We start from the raw sequence: 16,634 nt of genomic DNA on the forward strand, positions 1-16,634 counted from the left end.
GCTCGCGGGCATGCAGCTCCGCCTCGCTCGGTTCGACGAAGCCGATCTGATCAACGAGCTCGCCATGCGATCCAAGGCGCACTGGGGGTACGACACCGACTTCCTCGCGGCCAGCCGGCGGGTCATGTACCTCTCCGGGCATCACGTGCTCGCCTACCGGACCGTCGTGGCCGAGGTGACGGGGGACGTCGCGGGGTTCTACACCCTCGCCGGAGAACCACCGACCGGCGAGCTGGGGCACCTGTTCGTCGACCCGACGCACATCGGCACCGGGGTCGGCCGCGCGCTCTGGCGACACGCCGTCGAGGCCTCGGTCGGGCTGGGCTTCGAGCGGTTCACCATCGACTCCGACCCGCACGCCGAGGCCTTCTACCTGGCCATGGGCGCCAAGCGCACCGGCGAGGCGCCGTCCGTGGCGATCGAAGGCCGCATGCTCCCGCGGCTCACCTACGGGACACTGGAGGGATGACCGGTTGGCAGTTCTGGGTTGACCGCGGCGGCACGTTCACCGACATCGTGGCGCTCGGTCCCGACGGAACGCTGACCACCCACAAGCTCCTCTCCGACAACCCGACCCGCTACGCCGACGCCGCGGTCGCCGGCATCCGCAAGCTGCTGGGGCTGACCGAGCACGACGACGTCCCGACCAAGGACGTCGACCAGGTCCGCATGGGCACCACCGTCGCCACCAACGCGCTGCTCACCCGCGGCGGCGAGCGCACCGCCCTGGTCATCACCAAGGGCTTTCGCGACGCGCTGCGCATCGCCTACCAGAACCGGCCCAAGATCTTCGCCCAGCACATCGAGCTGCCCGAGCTGCTCTACGAGCGCGTCATCGAGGTCGACGAACGCATCCAGGCCGACGGCACCGTCGTCCGCCCGCCCGACCTCGACGCCCTGCGGGCCGACCTCGACCGGGCCCGTGCCGACGGGATCGAGGCCCTCGCGGTCGTCTTCCTGCACAGCCATCTCCACTCCGCCCACGAGGAGGCCGCCGGCAAGCTCGCCGCGGCGCTCGGCTTCCCCCAGGTCTCGCTGTCCAGCGAGGTCAGCCCCCTGATGAAGCTGGTCCCCCGCGGCGACACGACGGTCGTCGACGCCTACCTCTCCCCCGTCCTGCACCGCTACGTCGACGCGGTCGCCGGCCAGCTCTCCGGCGTGCCGCTGATGTTCATGCAGTCCAACGGCGGGCTCGCGGAGGCCGGCCACTTCCGCGGCAAGGACGCGATCCTGTCCGGCCCGGCGGGCGGCATCGTCGGCATGGCACGGATGTCCCAGCTCGCCGGCTTCGACAAGGTCATCGGCTTCGACATGGGCGGCACGTCGACCGACGTGTCCCACTTCGCCGGCGACTACGAGCGCGTCTTCCACACACAGGTCGCCGGCGTGCGGCTGCGAGCGCCGATGCTCGCCATCCACACGGTCGCCGCCGGCGGCGGGTCGATCCTGCACTTCGACGGCAGCCGCTACCGGGTCGGCCCGGACTCGGCCGGGGCGAACCCCGGCCCGGCCTGCTACCGCGGGGGCGGCCCGCTGACCGTCACCGACGCCAACGTGATGCTGGGCCGCGTCCAGCCCGCGCACTTCCCGCACGTGTTCGGGCCGGACGGCGACGAACCGCTGGACGCGCGGATCGTCCGCTCGAAGTTCGGCGAGCTGACCGAACAGATCGGTGACGGGCGCGCGCCCGAACAGGTGGCCGAGGGGTTCCTGCGGATCGCGGTGGCGAACATGGCGAACGCGGTCAAGCGGATCTCCGTCGAGAAGGGCCACGACGTCACCGAGTACGTGCTGACGACCTTCGGCGGCGCGGGCGGGCAGCACGCGTGCGCGGTCGCCGACTCGCTCGGGATCCGCACGGTGCTGGTGCCGCCGATGGCCGGCGTCCTGTCCGCGCTCGGCATCGGCCTGGCGGACACGACCGCGATGCGCGAGCAGTCCGTGATCGCCCAGCTCGACGAGGACACCATGCCGCGGCTGGCCGAGGTCGCCGAGGAGCTGACGGCGACCTCGACCGCGGAGCTGCGCGACGAGGGCGTGCCGGCCGACCGCGTCCGGGTCACCCGCCGCGCGCACCTGCGCTACGACGGCACGGACACGACCGTGCAGGTCGAGCTGGCCGGGCTCGCGGACATGACGACGGAGTTCGAGACCGGCTACCGGCGCACGTACTCGTTCCTCATGGACCGCCCGCTGATCGTCGAGGCGGTGTCGGTCGAGGCGACGGGCCTGACCGAGCAGCCCGACCTCTCGCACGCGGCGATCGCCGCCGAGCCGGCCGAGCCCGGCAGCGTCGAGCTCTACTCCGGCGGCGAGTGGCGGCAAGCCCCGCTGTACCAACGGGAACGGATGCGCCCCGGCGAGTCGGTCACCGGCCCGGCGATCATCGCGGAGGCCAACGCGACGACCGTCGTCGAGCCGGGCTGGCGGACCTCGCTCACCGAGTCGGGCCACCTCCTGGTGAGTCGCGAGGCCGCCATGGCCGATGAGTCCGATGTGGACGCCAAGCGCGCGGACCCGGTGCTGCTGGAGATCTTCAACAACCTGTTCATGTCGATCGCCGAGCAGATGGGCACCGCGCTCGAGTCGACCGCCCAGTCGGTGAACATCCGCGAGCGACTGGACTTCTCGTGCGCGCTGTTCGACGCCGAGGGCAACCTGATCGCGAACGCGCCGCACATCCCCGTCCACCTGGGATCGATGGGCACGAGCGTCCAGGAGGTGGTTCGGCGCGCGGGCGCGGACATGCGCCCCGGTTCGGTGTACGCCGTCAACGACCCGTACCACGGCGGCACCCATCTGCCGGACGTGACCGTGGTGACGCCGGTGTTCTCCGGCGAGGACCTGCTGTTCTTCGTGGCCTCCCGCGGCCACCACGCGGAGATCGGCGGCATCACCCCGGGCTCGATGCCGGCGACGAGCCGGGACGTGCACGAGGAGGGCGTGCTTTTCGACAACTGGCTGCTGGTCGAGGACGGCCGGCTGCGCGAGGCGGAGACGCTCGAGCACCTGTCCTCGGCGCGGTACCCGTCCCGCGACCCGCAGACCAACCTCACCGACCTGCGCGCCAAGATCGCCGCGAACCACAAGGGCGTGGCCGAGGTCGGCAAGATGATCGACCACTTCGGACTGGACGTCGTCGGCGCGTACATGCGCCACGTGCAGGACAACGCCGAGGAGGCGGTCCGCCGGGTCATCGACGCCCTGGACGACGGCGAGTACCGCTACGAGATGGACTCCGGCGCGGTGATCGCCGTCCGCATCGAGGTCGACCGCGCCGCCCGCTCGGCGGTCATCGACTTCACCGGCACCTCCGCGCAGCTGGGCACGAACTTCAACGCCCCGACCTCGGTGGCGACCGCGGCCGTGCTGTACGTCTTCCGCACGCTGGTGGCCGACGAGATCCCGCTCAACGACGGCTGCCTGCGGCCGCTGCGGATGGTCATCCCGCCGGGCTCGATGCTGGCGCCGGAGTTCCCGGCGGCCGTGGTCGCGGGCAACGTGGAGACATCGCAGGCGATCACCGGCGCGCTGTACGCGGCGCTGGGCGTGCTGGCGGAGGGCTCGGGCACGATGAACAACGTCACGTTCGGCAACGACGAGTACCAGTACTACGAGACGGTCGGCTCGGGTTCCGGTGCGGGCAACGGGTTCCCCGGCGCGTCGGTGGTGCAGACCCACATGACGAACTCGCGGCTGACCGACCCGGAGGTGCTGGAGTGGCGCTTCCCGGTGTTCCTGGACGAGTTCGCGGTGCGCGCGGGCAGCGGCGGCGGGGGCCGGTGGCCCGGCGGTGAGGGCGCGGTCCGCCGGATCCGCTTCCGCGAGCCGATGACCGTGTCGACGTTGTCCGGTCACCGACGGGTGCCGCCGTACGGCATGGCGGGCGGCTCCCCCGGCGCACTCGGCCGCAACCGGATCCTGCGGGCGAGTGGGGAGGTTCGGGAGCTGTCCGGCTGCGACAGCGCCGACCTCGAGCCGGGCGACGTCCTGGAGATCGTGACCCCGGGCGGCGGCGGCTACGGTCGCGAGAGCACGGGCTGACCTTCCAACCCCGACCTGACCGACAGCCCGTCGGCGCCGTCTGTGCTCGATTCCGCGGTACCCGCACGTGCCGCCGGATCGGGCTCGCTCGGGTAGCGTGCCCCTGTGATCGGCTTGCCAGACCACGTGACGGCCTGCCTCTTCGACCTCGACGGGGTGCTCACCGGTACCGCTGAGCTGCACCGGGCCGCGTGGAAGGAGACCTTCGACGCGCTGCTGCGTGCCCGCGACGGCGCGGGGTTCGAACCCTTCTCCGAGTCGGACTACAACAACTACGTCGACGGCCGGCCCCGGTTCGACGGGGTGCGTGCCTTCCTCGCCGCGCGCGAGATCGTGCTGCCCGAGGGGGCGCCCGACGACCCCACGGCCGCGGAGACCGTGCACGGGGTCGGCAACCGGAAGAACGAGCGCGTCCAGCAGATCATCGCCGAGCGCGGGGTCAACCCCTACCCCGGCTCCGTGCGCTACCTCGAGGCCGCCCGGGCGGCCGGCATCAAGATCGCCGTCGTCACCTCGTCGGCCAACGGCGCGGCCGTGCTGGAGGCCGCCGAGCTGACCGACTACGTCGAGGCCCGCATCGACGGCGTCGTGATCGCCGAGCGGGGCATGCGCGGCAAGCCGGCGCCGGACTCGTTCCTCGCCGGCGCCGAGGCGTTGGGCGTCGACAAGGAGCACGCGGCGGTGTTCGAGGACGCCCTGTCCGGCGTGCAGGCCGGCAAGACCGGCGGCTTCGGCTACGTCGTCGGCGTCGACCGGGTCGGGCAGGCCGATGCGCTGGCGGCCCACGGCGCGGACGTCGTGGTCACCGACCTCGCCGAGCTGCTGGACGAAGGGGCGGGTGCATGAACCACGGCTTCCAGGTCTCCCCGTGGGAGCTGCGCTGGAACACCCTCGACCTCGACGCGCTCGAGAGGACCGAGTCGATCTTCGCGCTCTCCAACGGCCACATCGGGCTGCGCGGCACCCTCGAGGAGGGCGAGCCGCGCGGCCTGCCCGGCACCTACCTCAACGGCTTCTACGAGCAGCACCCGCTGCCCTACGCCGAGGCCGGCTACGGCTACCCGGAGGACGGCCAGACGGTCGTCAACGTCACCGACGGCAAGATCATCCGACTGCTCGTCCAGGACGAGCCGCTCGACATGCGCTACGGCCGCGCCGTCGAGCACCACCGGGTGCTGGACTTCCGCACCGGGACGCTGCGCCGCGACACCGTGTGGGAGTCGCCGACCGGTCGCCGGGTCCGGGTGCGCACCGAGCGGCTGGTGTCGTTCACCCAGCGCGCGGTCGCCGCGATCCGCTTCGAGGTCGAGCCGATGGACGGCGACGTGCAGCTGGTCGTGCAGTCCGACCTGCTCGCCAACGAGCCGGTCGAGGCACACAGCAAGGACCCCCGGGTCGCCGCCACCCTGTCCGCGCCGCTGGTCGCCGAGGAGGTCGCGGCCCAGGACTATCACGCCGTGCTCGTGCACCGCACCGGGCAATCGGGGCTGCGCCTGGCCGCGGCGATGAACCACGAGCTGGAGACCGACAACGGGCTGCGCTGCGAGATCCACGCCGAGGACGACCTCGCCCGGCTCACCGCCGCGGTCGACGTGCCGGCGGGCTCGACCCTGCGCGTCACCAAGTACCTCGGCTACGGCTGGTCGGCCCGCCGGTCCGCGCCGGCGCTGCGCGCGCAGGTCCACGCCGCGCTCTCCGGCGCGATGCAGACCGGCTGGAGCGGGCTGCTCACCGAGCAGCGGCGGTTCCTCGACGACTTCTGGGCCACCGCGGACGTCGAGATCGACGGCGACGACGAGCTGCAGCAGGCGGTCCGGTTCGCGCTGTTCCACGTGCTGCAGGCCGGGGCCCGCGGCGAGAGCCGGGCGATCCCGGCCAAGGGCCTGACCGGCCCCGGCTACGACGGGCACTCGTTCTGGGACTCCGAGACGTTCGTGCTGCCGGTGCTCACCTACACGATGCCCGAGGCCGCCCGCGACGCGCTGCGCTGGCGACACTCCACATTGGACAAGGCGCGGGACCGGGCGGAGGCGCTCGGGCTGGACGGCGCCGCGTTCCCCTGGCGCTCGATCAACGGCGCCGAGTGCTCGGCGTACTGGCCGGCCGGCACCGGGGCGTTCCACGTCTCCGCGGACGTCGCCGACGCCGCGGTCCGCTACCTCGCCGCGACCGAGGACACCGACTTCGAGCGCGACCACGCCGTCGACCTGCTCGTCGAGACCGCCCGGCTGTGGTCCTCGCTGGGCCACCACGACGTGCACGGCGGCTTCCGCATCGACGGCGTCACCGGGCCGGACGAGTACACGGCCGTGGTGGACAACAACGTCTACACGAACCTGATGGCGCAGCGGAACCTGCGCGAGGCCAGCGACATCTGCGCGCGCCAGCCCGAGGCGGCCGCGATGCTCGGCGTCACCGAGGAGGAGACGAAGGCCTGGCGCAACGCCGCGGACAACATGGTCGTGCCCTACGACGAGGTACTCGAGGTGCACCCGCAGTCGGAGCGGTTCACCGAGCACGCCGAGTGGGACTTCGAGAACACCCCCGACGCGCACTATCCCCTGCTGCTGAACTACCCGTACTTCGACCTGTACCGCAAGCAGGTGGTCAAGCAGGCCGACCTGGTCATGGCGATGTACCTGCGCGGCGACGCGTTCACCGCAGAGCAGAAGGCGCGCAACGTGGCCTACTACGAGCCGCGGACGGTGCGGGACTCATCGCTGTCCGCGTGCCCGCAGGCGGTGCTCGCGGCGGAGGTGGGGCACCTGGACCTGGCGTACGACTACTTCGCCGAGGCGGCGTTCACCGACCTGCACGACCTGCACCACAACGTGCGCAACGGGTTGCACATCGCCTCGCTGGCCGGCTCGTGGGTCGTCGCGGTCGCCGGGTTCGGCGGCATGCGCGACCACAACCGCCGGCTGAGCTTCGCCCCGCGGCTGCCCCGGGCGATCACCCGACTGGCTTTCCGGATGACCTACCGGGACAGCCGCTTCGCTGTGGAGATCAACCAGGACGAAGCGAACTACGTGTTGCTAGATGGACCGGAGCTGTCCGTGACCCACCACGGCGAGGACCTCACGATCACCGCCGAGCCGGCGAGCCGACACGTCCCGCCCGCACCGGAGCTCCCGACGCCGACCCAACCGGCCGGCCGGGCGCCGCGCCGCAGGACGCCGACGCGCCGTTCCTAGAGCAGGACGACTTCTCTGGTGCCATCGGGACCCGTGACGGTCAGCTGCTCACCACCTTCCTTGACTGCGCGGTAGACGAAGTCCCCATAGCCCACCAGGCGCCGCAGCGCCTCGGTGAGCGTCACGCCCTCGTTCTCGATCACGTTCTCCAACGCGCGGACCATCTCCGGTGAGATGGCCACGTTGATCCGCTTGGGTTCCGTGCGAGGGCGGCTCTGCTGTACGGCTTCGACGTCCGGGCGGTTACCCGACATGACCACATCCTGATCTGTGCGCATAGCGAGCACTTCCTGACGACTGATCGGCCCTGCTGTGATCCCGCCCCGGACACGCCTCCGTTGGCTGGCTGTCCGCCGCCACTAGGCAGCTCACCAAGTTTGACACGTGCAATACAGGGATGCAACACGTACTACCCACACGATAGCCGTTGTTTATGTGGCGCTCTGGGGTTATTCTGCTCTATAGAGTGACGTTCGCATGGCGAACACCCCGCTCCGGTCCCGCTTCCGGCGGCGCCATCGCATCGCCGGCCCACACCTAAGGAACGGCGAATCATGCAGGACACCAGCCCGGCAGCGAGCCAGCGTCCCGAGCCGATCACCGGCCGCGGCGTCGAGGGCGAGGCGCGGGTGGAGGTCACCTGGTTCGAAGACTGCGTCGACCAGCCCGTCGACAAGCCGCTCATCGCGCTCCTGCCACTGCCGGACTCGTCATGAGCCCGGCACCCGACCCGGCGCGTCTGTTACGCCGGTTTCGCAGGCCACCCGCCGGCGTGGTCGAGGAGGACGGCACCTGGGTCGACCGCGCCGTGCCTGGCAACCGAGAGCTGATCGCGCGCGGCCGCGAGCTCGAGCTGAAGGCGCAGCATGCGGAGATCGAGGCGAAGACCGCCGCACGCCGGCACTACCTGCGCATGCAGACGTGGGTGCTGATCGGGGTCGGCCTGCTGATCCTGCTGACGATCCTGGCGCTCGTGCTGGGCCTGTGGGTGCAGGCGATCAGCTCGTCGTTCGCCACCGAGCTCGCGCGGATCACGCTGCCGATCCTGCTCGGCGCGGCCGCGACGATCGTGGGCGCGTACTTCGGCGTGGGCGCGAACATCAACCCAGGGCGTGACTACCAGACCCGTCGGTCGCGCCGGCGCGGCGGCTCCGGGAGCCCTCCCGACGAGGGCTCCTAAGGTGTGAGGCGGTCGACGCCACGCACCGACAGGAGCTCCGATGCCGATTCCGCGGCGGGTTGGGAAGTCACTCGGCGCCGTGGCCGCGACGGTCCTGTGCCTGGTCCTTCTCGGCGGCGGCGGCGCGCTCATCTGGTTCGGCGTCGACATGTTGGACGAGTTCGAGCCGCAGAACATCACCTACGGCTCGCCGACCAACCCCCGGATACCCGACGACGAGCAGCGCACGGACTACATCCTCGACACGGTGCTGCTCGTCGGGGTCGGCTCCGTCCTGGTGGTCGGGACGACGATCGCCGCGTGGAGCGCCCTCAAACCCTCATCGCGCTGACCCCGGGCACGCGCCTCAGCGCTGCACCGGGATGAGCAGATACAGCGGAGTGTCGACAGGACCGTCGGCCGCGTCGAACCAGGTGTCGTCTATCGGTTCGATGCCGCTCACTATCAGCTGTACGTCCGGACGGGGACGGGCCGGGCACGGGTCGGCGAGGTCGCCGTGCATGCGCCAGGTAACCGGATGTGCGCGGTACGGAGCGGAGCTAGTGTCTGGCATTTGCGTGTCGCCCTCCTCGGCGCCAAGTTACGAGGATAACGCGGTGTCGACACTGGGACAACAGTCCGTAAGTGTCGATTACGTGTAGTTCCCGTGTTGCACTTGCGCCAGGACGGCACATACACTTAACCCGTTTGGCCCCTACCTACCATCACGGGATGTGATCATGTCGGCTAAGAGCGCAGGAGCCGAGTCCACGCAGAGCCAGCGCGCGGAGCCGAAGCGGATCAACGTGGCGGTATCTCCGGACACTGTCACCGCTCTGGAGCACGTCATCGAGCGAGAGGGCGTGACCCTCACCGAGGCCCTGCGCCGTCTCATCGGCTACGGCGACTTCGTCTACCGCGCCGTCCGGGAGAACCGGGAGCAGCTGATAGTCAAGGGCCCGGACGGCGCACGGGAAGTAGTCCTCCTCTAGCCGCCGGGCCCGTCCTCACTCCGTCGCGAAGCTGGTACCCAGTTCCTGCCAGTCGAGGACCGGCGCGGCCAGGTCCCGGATCGTGGCCAGCAGTCCCAGGCGCGCGGCCCGCACCTCCGGATCGTCCGCCATCACGAGGATGTCCTCGAAGAACGTGTTGATCGGAGCCGTCAGGCCCGTCGCCGAGGCGACGAAGTCCGACAGCGAGTGCGGCCCAGCGCCCAGCGACTCGCTCACCTTCACCAGCGCCTGGTGCAGCGCACTCTCCGCCGGCTCGGTCAGCCGGGCCGGCTCGTAGCTCGCCTGCGTCTCCGCCGGCACGATCCGGCGCACCCGCTGCAAAGCCGCCACCAGCGTGGCGAAGTCGGCGTCGCCCACCCGCTGCTCGATCTCCGCCAGCGTCTCGTCCGCGGTGGCCGGGGGCAGCGCCACCACAGCCGCCACGTGCCGGTGGTCGTGCCCCGCGTCGAGCAGCTGCTGTTCGAACCGGCGCGTCACGAACTCGGCCACCTCGTCCGGCACCGCCGCCGAGATCTCGATGCCCTGAGCCCGCACGTGTGCCACGGCCGCCGACAGGCCCTGCGCGAGCGTGATCGACCGCAGCGACGGGTGCGCCCGCAGGATCGAGATCACCCCGGCCGCGGCTCGCCGCAGGCCGAACGGGTCCGAGCTGCCGGTCGGCGCCGCGCCGACCGCGAACAGGCCGATCAGCATGTCGAACCGGTCCGCCAGTGCCAGCACCGCGCCCGGCAGCGACGTGGGCGGCAGGTCGGCCGCCGACCGCGGGCGCTCCATGTCGTACAGCGCCTGCGCGACCGCCTGCGGCTCCCCCGCCCGCAGCGCGTACTCCCGCGCCATCACGCCGGCCAAGCTGGTCAGCTCGACCACCATCTGCGAGCCGAGGTCGAACTTCGCGAGCGCCGCCGCCCGCGACAGCGTCTCCCGGTCCGCGGCGGACAGCGTCGAACCGAGGTCGGCCGCGACCGCCGCGATCCGGTTCGCCCGGTCGGCCATCGAGCCAAGGCGCTCCTCGAACGCCAACCGCGCCAGCTCCGCCTTCATCGCCGCCGGCGCCACCTTCAGGTCCGCCCGCCAGAAGAAGCTCGCATCCTCGTACCGCGCGCGCAGCACGCCCTCGTTGCCGGCCCGCACCGCGTCCGCGTCGCACGCACCGTTCGCCACCGCCACGAAGTGCGCCAGCAGCTCCCCAGACGCCGACCGCACCGGCAGGTACCGCTGGTGCTTGCGCATCACGGTCGTCAGGATCTCCTGCGGCAGCTCGAGGTAGGACTCCGCGAACCCGCCCAGGATCGCGTTCGGCTCCTCCACCAGGTTCGTGATCTCGTCGAGCAGCGCCGCCTCGCCCTCGAGGTCGATCGTCCCGCCGACCGACTCGGCCAGCTTCTGCGCCGCGCCGACGATCACCGCGCGCCGGTCGGCGATGGCCGCCGTGATCCCGTGCCCGGACAGGAACTCCAGGTACCCCGACGCCGACGGCACCTCGACGAGCGGCTCCGCCGCGGTCCGGTGCACCCGGGTGGTCCGGCCGGCCGACAGGGCCGACACCGCGACCGGCACGAGCTCGGTCCCGAGCAGCGCGACCAGCCAGCGCACCGGCCGGCTGAACGAAAGTTTCGGGTCGTTCCACCGCATGTTCTTGTCCGCCCGCAGCTCCGCGACGAGCCCGCCGAGTACGCCGCTGAGCACCTCGAGGGCGCCGCGGCCCACGTCGGTCTTCGTCACGCCGACGTGCTCGACGCCGTCCACCTCGACCCGCTCCAGCGCGGACACCTCGACACCCTGCCCGCGCGCGAAGCCCTGCGCGGCCTTGGTCGGCTCGCCGGCGGCGTCGAAGGCGGCCGTGGTCCGCGGGCCGCGCACGAACCGCTCCGCGTCCGGCTCGGCCGGCGCCACGTCCGGGACCAGCGCCACCAGCCGTCGCGGGGTCGCGTGGACCTCGACCTGGCCGTGCGCCAACCGGGTGGCGGCGAGCTTGTCGGCGAGCGCCTCCCGCACCGCGCGGGCGGTCCTGCCGACCTCGCCGGCGGGCAGCTCCTCGGTGCCGATCTCGAACAGCAGCGGCGCCGGGGCGGACACCTCGGCGAATGACGTGGGCGCCGGTGCCGGGTCCAGCACGGGGCTCAGGCCCAGCGGGTGGCCGAGCTCCTCGCGCCGCGCCGCCCAGAGTGCCGACACCTCGCGCGCGAAGCCACGCATCCTGGCGAACGCACGCGCCCGCTCGGTCGTGCTGATCGCGCCGCGCGCGTCCAGCACGTTGAACGTGTGCGAGCACTTCAGCACGTGTACGTGCGCGGGCACCGGCAGTCGCGCGTCGAGCATCCGGCGCGCCTCGGCGGCGTAGTCGTCGAACAGCCGGCGCTGGGTGTCGACGTCAGCGTCGTCGAGGTAGAACCGGCTCATCTCGTACTCGGCCTGGCCGAACGCCTCGCCGTAGGAGATGCCCGGCGCGTAGGCGATGTCCTTGAAGTGGCTAACGTTCTGCAGCGCCATGATGATGCGCTCGACGCCGTAGGTGATCTCCACCGACACCGGGTCGACGGTCATCGCGCCGGCCTGCTGGAAGTAGGTGAACTGGGTGATCTCCAGCCCGTCCAGCCAGACCTCCCAGCCCAGCCCCCAGGAGCCGGTCGCCGGGTTGGCCCAGTTGTCCTCCACGAACCGGATGTCGTGGGCGTGGATGTCGACGCCCAGCGCCTCGAGGCTCGCCAGGTACTGCTCCTGCGGGTCGCCCGGGTCCGGCTTGAGGATGACCTGGAACTGGGTGTGCGTCTGCAGCCGGTTCGGGTTCTCGCCGTACCGGGAGTCGTCGGGCCGCACGCTCGGCTCGACGTAGGCCACCCGCCACGGCTCCGGACCAAGCACGCGCAGGATGGTCGCCGGGTTGAGGGTGCCGGCACCGACCTCGGTGTTGAACGGCTGCACGATCATGCAGCCGCGGTCGGTCCAGTATCGGGTCAGCGCGAGCAAGGCGTCCTGCATGGTTAGCACTGGACAACCCTAATGTTTGCGAGCGATGGACGAGTCGATGGGCCGCCGCGGGCCGATACGTCACACTCGACGGGTGCTGCAGGTGCTCGCCGCGGTGGTGGCGCTCGTCCTGGTCGTGTTGACGCTCGCCTACGTCTTCCAGCGCTCACTGATCTACCTGCCCTCGACGGACCCGGTGCCCCGCGCCGACACGGTCCTGCCCGGCGCCCGCGACGTGCGGCTGGAGACGGCCGACGGGCTGGAGCTGGGCGCCTGGTACGTGCCGGCGACCGGCCGCGACCTCGGCGTGACGGTGCTGCTCGCGCACGGCAACGCGGGCGACCGGGCGCTGCGGGCACCGCTGGCCGCGGCGCTCGCGGCGCGCGGGATGTCCGTGCTGCTGTTCGACTACCGCGGCTACGGCGGCAACCCCGGCGACCCGACCGAGGACGGGCTGGCGCTGGACGTGCGCGCGGCGCGGTCGTACCTGGTGGACGAGCTGGGGGTGCCGCAGGAGCGGCTGGTCTACTTCGGGGAGAGCCTCGGCTGCGCGGTCGTCACCGAGCTCGCCGCGGAGCACCCGCCGGGCGGGCTGATGCTGCGCTCACCGTTCACCGAGCTGGCCGACGTGGCGGGCGAGCATTACCCGTTCCTGCCGGTCAGGCTGCTGTTGAAGGACCGCTACCCCCTCGCGGAGCGGATCCGCGACGTGCGCGTGCCGACCGTCGTGGTCTACGGGTCGGCGGACTCGGTCGTACCAGCAGAGCAGAGCCGGACCGTGGCGCGAGTGGCGGGCGGACCCGTCACGTCCATCGAGCAACCCGGCGCCGATCACAACGACGCCGAGCTGTTCGACGACCCCCGACTGGTCGACGCCGCGGCCCGGCTCTCCGTAGAGGTGGCCGGTTAGGCCACGTGTTCCCCTCGGCGCTTGCGGTGGGCGTACGCCGCCCGGCGCTCGCTCTCGTCCAGGCCACCCCAGATGCCGTACGGCTCGAACACGGTCAGTGCGTGGTGCCGGCACTCGACGATGACCGGGCACCCCTTGCAGATCTCCTTGGCACGGGCGATGCGCTGCTCACGTGCCTGGCCACGCTCGGCGCGCGGGTGGAAGAACATGTCGCTGTTCTTGCCCCGGCAGGCGCCCAACCGCTGCCAGTCCCACGTCTCCGACACAGGTCCCGGCAGCCTCGTCATGTCGACCATGGATCTGCTCCTTCAGAATCGCGCCTGGGCGTGCAATCGGGTGGTACCCAGCTCGTTCGCGGCGCAAACCAAAAAGATGCCGGACTGGTGCATCGTTCGGCGAAGGGGTCATGATGATCGGGTACGAACGGCGGCGGGGAGGGCAGTAGCAGTGGCGAGACCGATCTGGAGCGGAGCGATCAACTTCGGTCTGGTGACCATCCCGGTCGAGCTGTACAGCGCGACCGAGGACCACACCATCAGCTTCCGGCAGTTCGAGCGGGGGACGTCGGACCGGATCCGCTACAAGCGGGTCAACGAGCGGACCGGCAAGGAGGTGGCGTTCTCCGACATCGTGAAGGGCGCCGACCTCGGCGGCGGGGAGTACGTGATCATCGAGCCGGACGAGCTGGACGCGATCGCGCCCGGGCGCTCGCGGACGATCGACATCAACACGTTCGTCGAGCTCGACGACATCGACCCGGTCCACTTCCAGAAGACCTACTGGCTGGCACCGAGCAAGGACGAGTACGGCAAGTCCTACTCGCTGCTGCTCCAGGCCATGGAGAAGACCAACCGGGCCGGCATCGCGACGTTCGTGATGCGCGGCAAGGAGTACCTGACCGCCGTGCGGGCCGGTGACGGGATGCTGGTGCTGAACACGCTGCTGTTCCCCGAGGACATCCGCGACCCGGCCAAGGAGCTCAAGTCGCTGCCGGAGATCACCACCGCGCGCGGCAAGGAGATCGAGATGGCGACCAGCCTGATCGACTCGATGACCGACGAGTGGCGGCCCGAGGACTACCACGACACGTACACCCAGCAGGTCGAGAAGCTGATCGAGGACAAGCGCGAGGGCAAGGAGATCGTCGCCGAGACGGCGCCGTCGGAGCCGACGAAGGTGGTGGACCTGTTCGAGGCGCTCTCCAAGAGCGTCGAGGGCCGCAAGAAGCGCCGCGACACGCCCGCCGAGTCCTCGTCGTCGTCCTCGTCGGAGAACCTGTCCGGTCTGTCGAAGGCCGACCTCGACAAGCTGGCCCGCGACCTCGACATCAAGGGCCGCTCCAAGATGAGCCGTGACGAGCTGGAGAAGGCCGTCACGACGGCGAGGAGCGCGGGCGCCGCCTAGCGTTCCCGAGATTTGTCAGGGGTCGGTGGTTCGGTGTCGCCATGACGCCGACCGTCGAACTGCTCGACCTGCCTGCCGGCTACGGCACACCGAAGAAGCCGCTCGGCTGGGCCGCCGTGCGGCGGGAGCTCGAGCAGGCCACCGCCTACTGGCTCGCCACCGTCCGTGCCGACGGGCGGCCACACGTCGTCCCGCTCGACGGGTTATGGGTCGACGACGTGTGGTTCTACGGCGGCAGCGAGCACTCGGTCCACCGTCGGACCGCGCTCGCCCGTCCCGCCGCCACCATGCACCTCGCCGACCCCATGCGCGCGGTCGTCGTCGAGGGCGAGGGCTTCTGAACCGCCTCCCCGGAATTCAAAGTGTTGGTTGCGACCCAGCGGATAGTGCGGAAGGGCGCGTGGTGGGTGGCTGGGTTACGTCACGGTCCCCTGAGGTTCTGTGGGGTGGGCCAAACGTGCCTCAGCGCTTGTAGAACGGCAGCTTGACGACCTCGACCGGCGAGGCCTTGCCGCGCACGTCGACCGCCAGCTTCGTGCCCGGCTGCGACAGCGCGGGCGGCACGTAGGCCATCGCGATCGGGTGGCCCAGTGTCGGGGACAGTGCGCCACTCGTCACGGTGCCCACCGGGGTCTCGCCGTCCACGACCGGGTAGTCGTGCCGCGGTGCGCGCCGGCCCTCGCCGATCAGGCCGACGAGCGTCGACGCCGCCTCGACCTTGCTGCGCTGTTCCAGCGCGGCCCGGCCGACGAAGTCCGCCGACTTCTCGAACTTCACCACCCGACCCAGGCCGGCGTCGAACGGGCTCATCTCGACCGTGAGCTCGTTGCCGTACAGCGGCATGCCCGCCTCGAGTCGCAGCGTGTCGCGGCTCGCCAGGCCGGCCGGCGACAGGTCGGACCCGCCCGCGGCGGTCAGCGCCTGCCACACGTCCGCCGCGTGCGGCGACTCCGCGTAGACCTCGAAACCGTCCTCACCGGTGTAGCCGGTCCGAGCGAGGAGCACGTCATGCCCAGCGATCCGCGTCGGCGTCGAGGCGTAGTACTTCAGCGCGTCGAGGTCCGCGTCGCACACCTGCCCGATGATCCCGGCCGATCGCGGCCCCTGCGCCGCGATCAGCGCGCAGTCCCGCGAGCGGTCCGCCACCTCGACCGTGAAGCCCTCGGCGCGGGTGCGCAGCTCCGCGGCCACGACCGCCGAGTTCGACGCGTTGGCCACCACCATGAAGTGGTCCTCGCCGATCCGGTACACCACGAGGTCGTCGAGCACGCCGCCGTCGGCGTCGCACATCATCGTGTACCGGGCGCGGCCCACCTTCACCCCGGACAGGTTGCCGACCAGGGCGTAGTCCAGCGCCCGCGCCGCCTCCGGGCCGGTGAGCTCGATCTCGCCCATGTGCGACAGGTCGAACAGGCCGGCTGCCTCGCGCACCGCCTTGTGCTCGGCCAGCTCGCTCCCGTAGCGGAGCGGCATCGACCACCCGGCGAAGTCGGTGAAGGAGGCCCCGAGCGCGGCGTGCACCTCGTGCAGCGGAGAGGGTGTGCTCATGGAAGCGATCCTGCCCGTTCGGCCGCGCTCCCGAAACAATGGGGGTATGCGACCCTGGCTACTTCTTGCCGGGGCGGCGTACGCGGCGCTCGGTGCCACCTTCACCAGCCACAGCATCCCCGCGCTGATCGCCGTCCTGGTGCCCGGCGTGGCCACGCTGGTCGCGGTGGCCGTGCTCCGCCGCCCGCGCGGGCCGACCGCCCCGGTCACCCCCGGCCACCGGGCGTGGCTGGTCTGGGCGGTCTGCTTCACGGTGTGGGAGCTGGCCGCGCTGTTCCTCGGCGAGCTGTCGTTCAGCCTGCTGATGGACCCGGTGCTGGAGATCTACCCGCTGCGCGTCGCAGGCTGGGCGCTGTGGCTGTCCGCCGGCTGGCTGCTCGTCCGTAGGAGGTGAC

At 71.2% G+C, this 16,634-nt stretch carries 17 protein-coding genes; 12 read left to right on the forward strand and 5 right to left on the reverse strand.

Annotated features, from left to right (window positions below):
* The first annotated feature begins 10 nt into the window (after positions 1–10).
* From ACRDSK_RS04785 to ACRDSK_RS04800, 4 genes are all read left to right on the forward strand, one after another.
* Entirely contained in the window at positions 11–469 is a 459-nt protein-coding gene (locus tag ACRDSK_RS04785; protein WP_431438674.1) for a GNAT family N-acetyltransferase, read from the forward strand.
* Positions 466–4,044 (forward strand): hydantoinase B/oxoprolinase family protein, encoded by a 3,579-nt coding sequence (locus ACRDSK_RS04790; protein WP_431438675.1) that lies wholly within the window; start codon positions 466–468, stop codon positions 4,042–4,044. The genes ACRDSK_RS04785 and ACRDSK_RS04790 overlap by 4 nt, the downstream gene beginning before the upstream one ends.
* Before the next feature lie 105 nt (positions 4,045–4,149).
* Positions 4,150–4,890: an HAD family hydrolase gene (locus ACRDSK_RS04795; protein WP_431438676.1), complete on the forward strand. Its 741-nt coding sequence runs from the start codon at positions 4,150–4,152 to the stop codon at positions 4,888–4,890.
* A complete protein-coding gene (locus ACRDSK_RS04800; protein WP_431438677.1) occupies positions 4,887–7,238 on the forward strand; it encodes a glycoside hydrolase family 65 protein in 2,352 nt (783 codons plus the stop codon). The genes ACRDSK_RS04795 and ACRDSK_RS04800 overlap by 4 nt, the downstream gene beginning before the upstream one ends.
* Here the strand turns inward: ACRDSK_RS04800 and ACRDSK_RS04805 are convergent.
* Complete coding sequence (locus tag ACRDSK_RS04805; protein WP_431438678.1) at positions 7,235–7,492, reverse strand: hypothetical protein; 258 nt, start codon at positions 7,490–7,492, stop codon at positions 7,235–7,237. The two genes, ACRDSK_RS04800 and ACRDSK_RS04805, sit on opposite strands and share 4 nt — an antisense overlap.
* A gap of 300 nt (positions 7,493–7,792) precedes the next feature.
* On the opposite strand from ACRDSK_RS04805, the gene ACRDSK_RS04810 reads away from it, so the two are divergent.
* Genes ACRDSK_RS04810 through ACRDSK_RS04820 form a run of 3 tightly spaced genes read left to right on the forward strand, consistent with a single transcriptional unit; the run spans position 7,793 to position 8,749 of the window.
* Positions 7,793–7,954 carry a hypothetical protein gene (locus ACRDSK_RS04810; protein ID WP_431438679.1) on the forward strand — a complete coding sequence of 54 codons (162 nt, stop codon included), beginning with the start codon at positions 7,793–7,795 and terminating at the stop codon, positions 7,952–7,954.
* Positions 7,951–8,418 (forward strand): hypothetical protein, encoded by a 468-nt coding sequence (locus ACRDSK_RS04815; protein ID WP_431438680.1) that lies wholly within the window; start codon positions 7,951–7,953, stop codon positions 8,416–8,418. The genes ACRDSK_RS04810 and ACRDSK_RS04815 overlap by 4 nt, the downstream gene beginning before the upstream one ends.
* Before the next feature lie 40 nt (positions 8,419–8,458).
* On the forward strand, positions 8,459–8,749 hold the full coding sequence (locus tag ACRDSK_RS04820; protein WP_431438681.1) for a hypothetical protein: 291 nt from the start codon (positions 8,459–8,461) through the stop codon (positions 8,747–8,749).
* A gap of 15 nt (positions 8,750–8,764) precedes the next feature.
* Here the strand turns inward: ACRDSK_RS04820 and ACRDSK_RS04825 are convergent, their stop codons facing one another.
* Positions 8,765–8,971 carry a hypothetical protein gene (locus ACRDSK_RS04825; protein ID WP_431438683.1) on the reverse strand — a complete coding sequence of 69 codons (207 nt, stop codon included), beginning with the start codon at positions 8,969–8,971 and terminating at the stop codon, positions 8,765–8,767.
* A gap of 166 nt (positions 8,972–9,137) precedes the next feature.
* Here ACRDSK_RS04825 and ACRDSK_RS04830 point away from each other — a divergent pair, with 166 nt between their 5' ends.
* Positions 9,138–9,389, forward strand: a complete 252-nt coding sequence (locus ACRDSK_RS04830; RefSeq protein ID WP_431438684.1) for a hypothetical protein — start codon at positions 9,138–9,140, stop codon at positions 9,387–9,389.
* A 15-nt stretch (positions 9,390–9,404) separates the two neighbouring features.
* Here the strand turns inward: ACRDSK_RS04830 and ACRDSK_RS04835 are convergent, their stop codons facing one another.
* Entirely contained in the window at positions 9,405–12,389 is a 2,985-nt protein-coding gene (locus ACRDSK_RS04835) for a glycine--tRNA ligase (RefSeq protein WP_431438704.1), read from the reverse strand.
* An 82-nt stretch (positions 12,390–12,471) separates the two neighbouring features.
* Here ACRDSK_RS04835 and ACRDSK_RS04840 point away from each other — a divergent pair, with 82 nt between their 5' ends.
* Positions 12,472–13,287, forward strand: coding sequence for an alpha/beta hydrolase (locus tag ACRDSK_RS04840; RefSeq protein ID WP_431438685.1), 816 nt, complete (start codon positions 12,472–12,474; stop codon positions 13,285–13,287).
* Here the strand turns inward: ACRDSK_RS04840 and ACRDSK_RS04845 are convergent.
* Positions 13,284–13,583 carry a WhiB family transcriptional regulator gene (locus tag ACRDSK_RS04845; protein ID WP_431438686.1) on the reverse strand — a complete coding sequence of 100 codons (300 nt, stop codon included), beginning with the start codon at positions 13,581–13,583 and terminating at the stop codon, positions 13,284–13,286. The two genes, ACRDSK_RS04840 and ACRDSK_RS04845, sit on opposite strands and share 4 nt — an antisense overlap.
* A gap of 151 nt (positions 13,584–13,734) precedes the next feature.
* Between ACRDSK_RS04845 and ACRDSK_RS04850 the strand changes: the two genes are divergently transcribed.
* Positions 13,735–14,691 carry a Ku protein gene (locus tag ACRDSK_RS04850; RefSeq protein WP_431438687.1) on the forward strand — a complete coding sequence of 319 codons (957 nt, stop codon included), beginning with the start codon at positions 13,735–13,737 and terminating at the stop codon, positions 14,689–14,691.
* 41 nt (positions 14,692–14,732) lie between these two features.
* Positions 14,733–15,032: a pyridoxamine 5'-phosphate oxidase family protein gene (locus ACRDSK_RS04855; RefSeq protein WP_431438688.1), complete on the forward strand. Its 300-nt coding sequence runs from the start codon at positions 14,733–14,735 to the stop codon at positions 15,030–15,032.
* Positions 15,033–15,153: 121 nt separating this feature from the next.
* Here the strand turns inward: ACRDSK_RS04855 and gcvT are convergent, their stop codons facing one another.
* A complete protein-coding gene (gene gcvT, locus ACRDSK_RS04860) occupies positions 15,154–16,239 on the reverse strand; it encodes a glycine cleavage system aminomethyltransferase GcvT (protein WP_431438689.1) in 1,086 nt (361 codons plus the stop codon).
* A gap of 46 nt (positions 16,240–16,285) precedes the next feature.
* Here gcvT and ACRDSK_RS04865 point away from each other — a divergent pair, with 46 nt between their 5' ends.
* On the forward strand, positions 16,286–16,633 hold the full coding sequence (locus ACRDSK_RS04865) for a hypothetical protein (RefSeq protein ID WP_431438690.1): 348 nt from the start codon (positions 16,286–16,288) through the stop codon (positions 16,631–16,633).
* The last annotated feature ends 1 nt before the right edge of the window (position 16,634 follow it).

Source organism: Actinophytocola sp. (assembly GCF_050699915.1).
GTDB lineage: Bacteria > Actinomycetota > Actinomycetes > Mycobacteriales > Pseudonocardiaceae > Actinophytocola.

What these genes read in the sequence shown, in the direction of transcription:
- ACRDSK_RS04845 (WP_431438686.1), bottom strand. Translation starts at nt 13,583, where the DNA reads ATGGTCGACATGACGAGGCTGCCGGGACCTGTGTCGGAGACGTGGGAC.
- gcvT (WP_431438689.1), bottom strand. Translation starts at nt 16,239, where the DNA reads ATGAGCACACCCTCTCCGCTGCACGAGGTGCACGCCGCGCTCGGGGCC.
- ACRDSK_RS04855 (WP_431438688.1), top strand. Translation starts at nt 14,733, where the DNA reads ATGACGCCGACCGTCGAACTGCTCGACCTGCCTGCCGGCTACGGCACA.
- ACRDSK_RS04805 (WP_431438678.1), bottom strand. Translation starts at nt 7,492, where the DNA reads ATGTCGGGTAACCGCCCGGACGTCGAAGCCGTACAGCAGAGCCGCCCT.
- ACRDSK_RS04835 (WP_431438704.1), bottom strand. Translation starts at nt 12,389, where the DNA reads ATGCAGGACGCCTTGCTCGCGCTGACCCGATACTGGACCGACCGCGGC.
- ACRDSK_RS04800 (WP_431438677.1), top strand. Translation starts at nt 4,887, where the DNA reads ATGAACCACGGCTTCCAGGTCTCCCCGTGGGAGCTGCGCTGGAACACC.
- ACRDSK_RS04825 (WP_431438683.1), bottom strand. Translation starts at nt 8,971, where the DNA reads ATGCCAGACACTAGCTCCGCTCCGTACCGCGCACATCCGGTTACCTGG.
- ACRDSK_RS04830 (WP_431438684.1), top strand. Translation starts at nt 9,138, where the DNA reads ATGTCGGCTAAGAGCGCAGGAGCCGAGTCCACGCAGAGCCAGCGCGCG.
- ACRDSK_RS04785 (WP_431438674.1), top strand. Translation starts at nt 11, where the DNA reads ATGCAGCTCCGCCTCGCTCGGTTCGACGAAGCCGATCTGATCAACGAG.
- ACRDSK_RS04790 (WP_431438675.1), top strand. Translation starts at nt 466, where the DNA reads ATGACCGGTTGGCAGTTCTGGGTTGACCGCGGCGGCACGTTCACCGAC.
- ACRDSK_RS04865 (WP_431438690.1), top strand. Translation starts at nt 16,286, where the DNA reads ATGCGACCCTGGCTACTTCTTGCCGGGGCGGCGTACGCGGCGCTCGGT.
- ACRDSK_RS04815 (WP_431438680.1), top strand. Translation starts at nt 7,951, where the DNA reads ATGAGCCCGGCACCCGACCCGGCGCGTCTGTTACGCCGGTTTCGCAGG.
- ACRDSK_RS04820 (WP_431438681.1), top strand. Translation starts at nt 8,459, where the DNA reads ATGCCGATTCCGCGGCGGGTTGGGAAGTCACTCGGCGCCGTGGCCGCG.
- ACRDSK_RS04810 (WP_431438679.1), top strand. Translation starts at nt 7,793, where the DNA reads ATGCAGGACACCAGCCCGGCAGCGAGCCAGCGTCCCGAGCCGATCACC.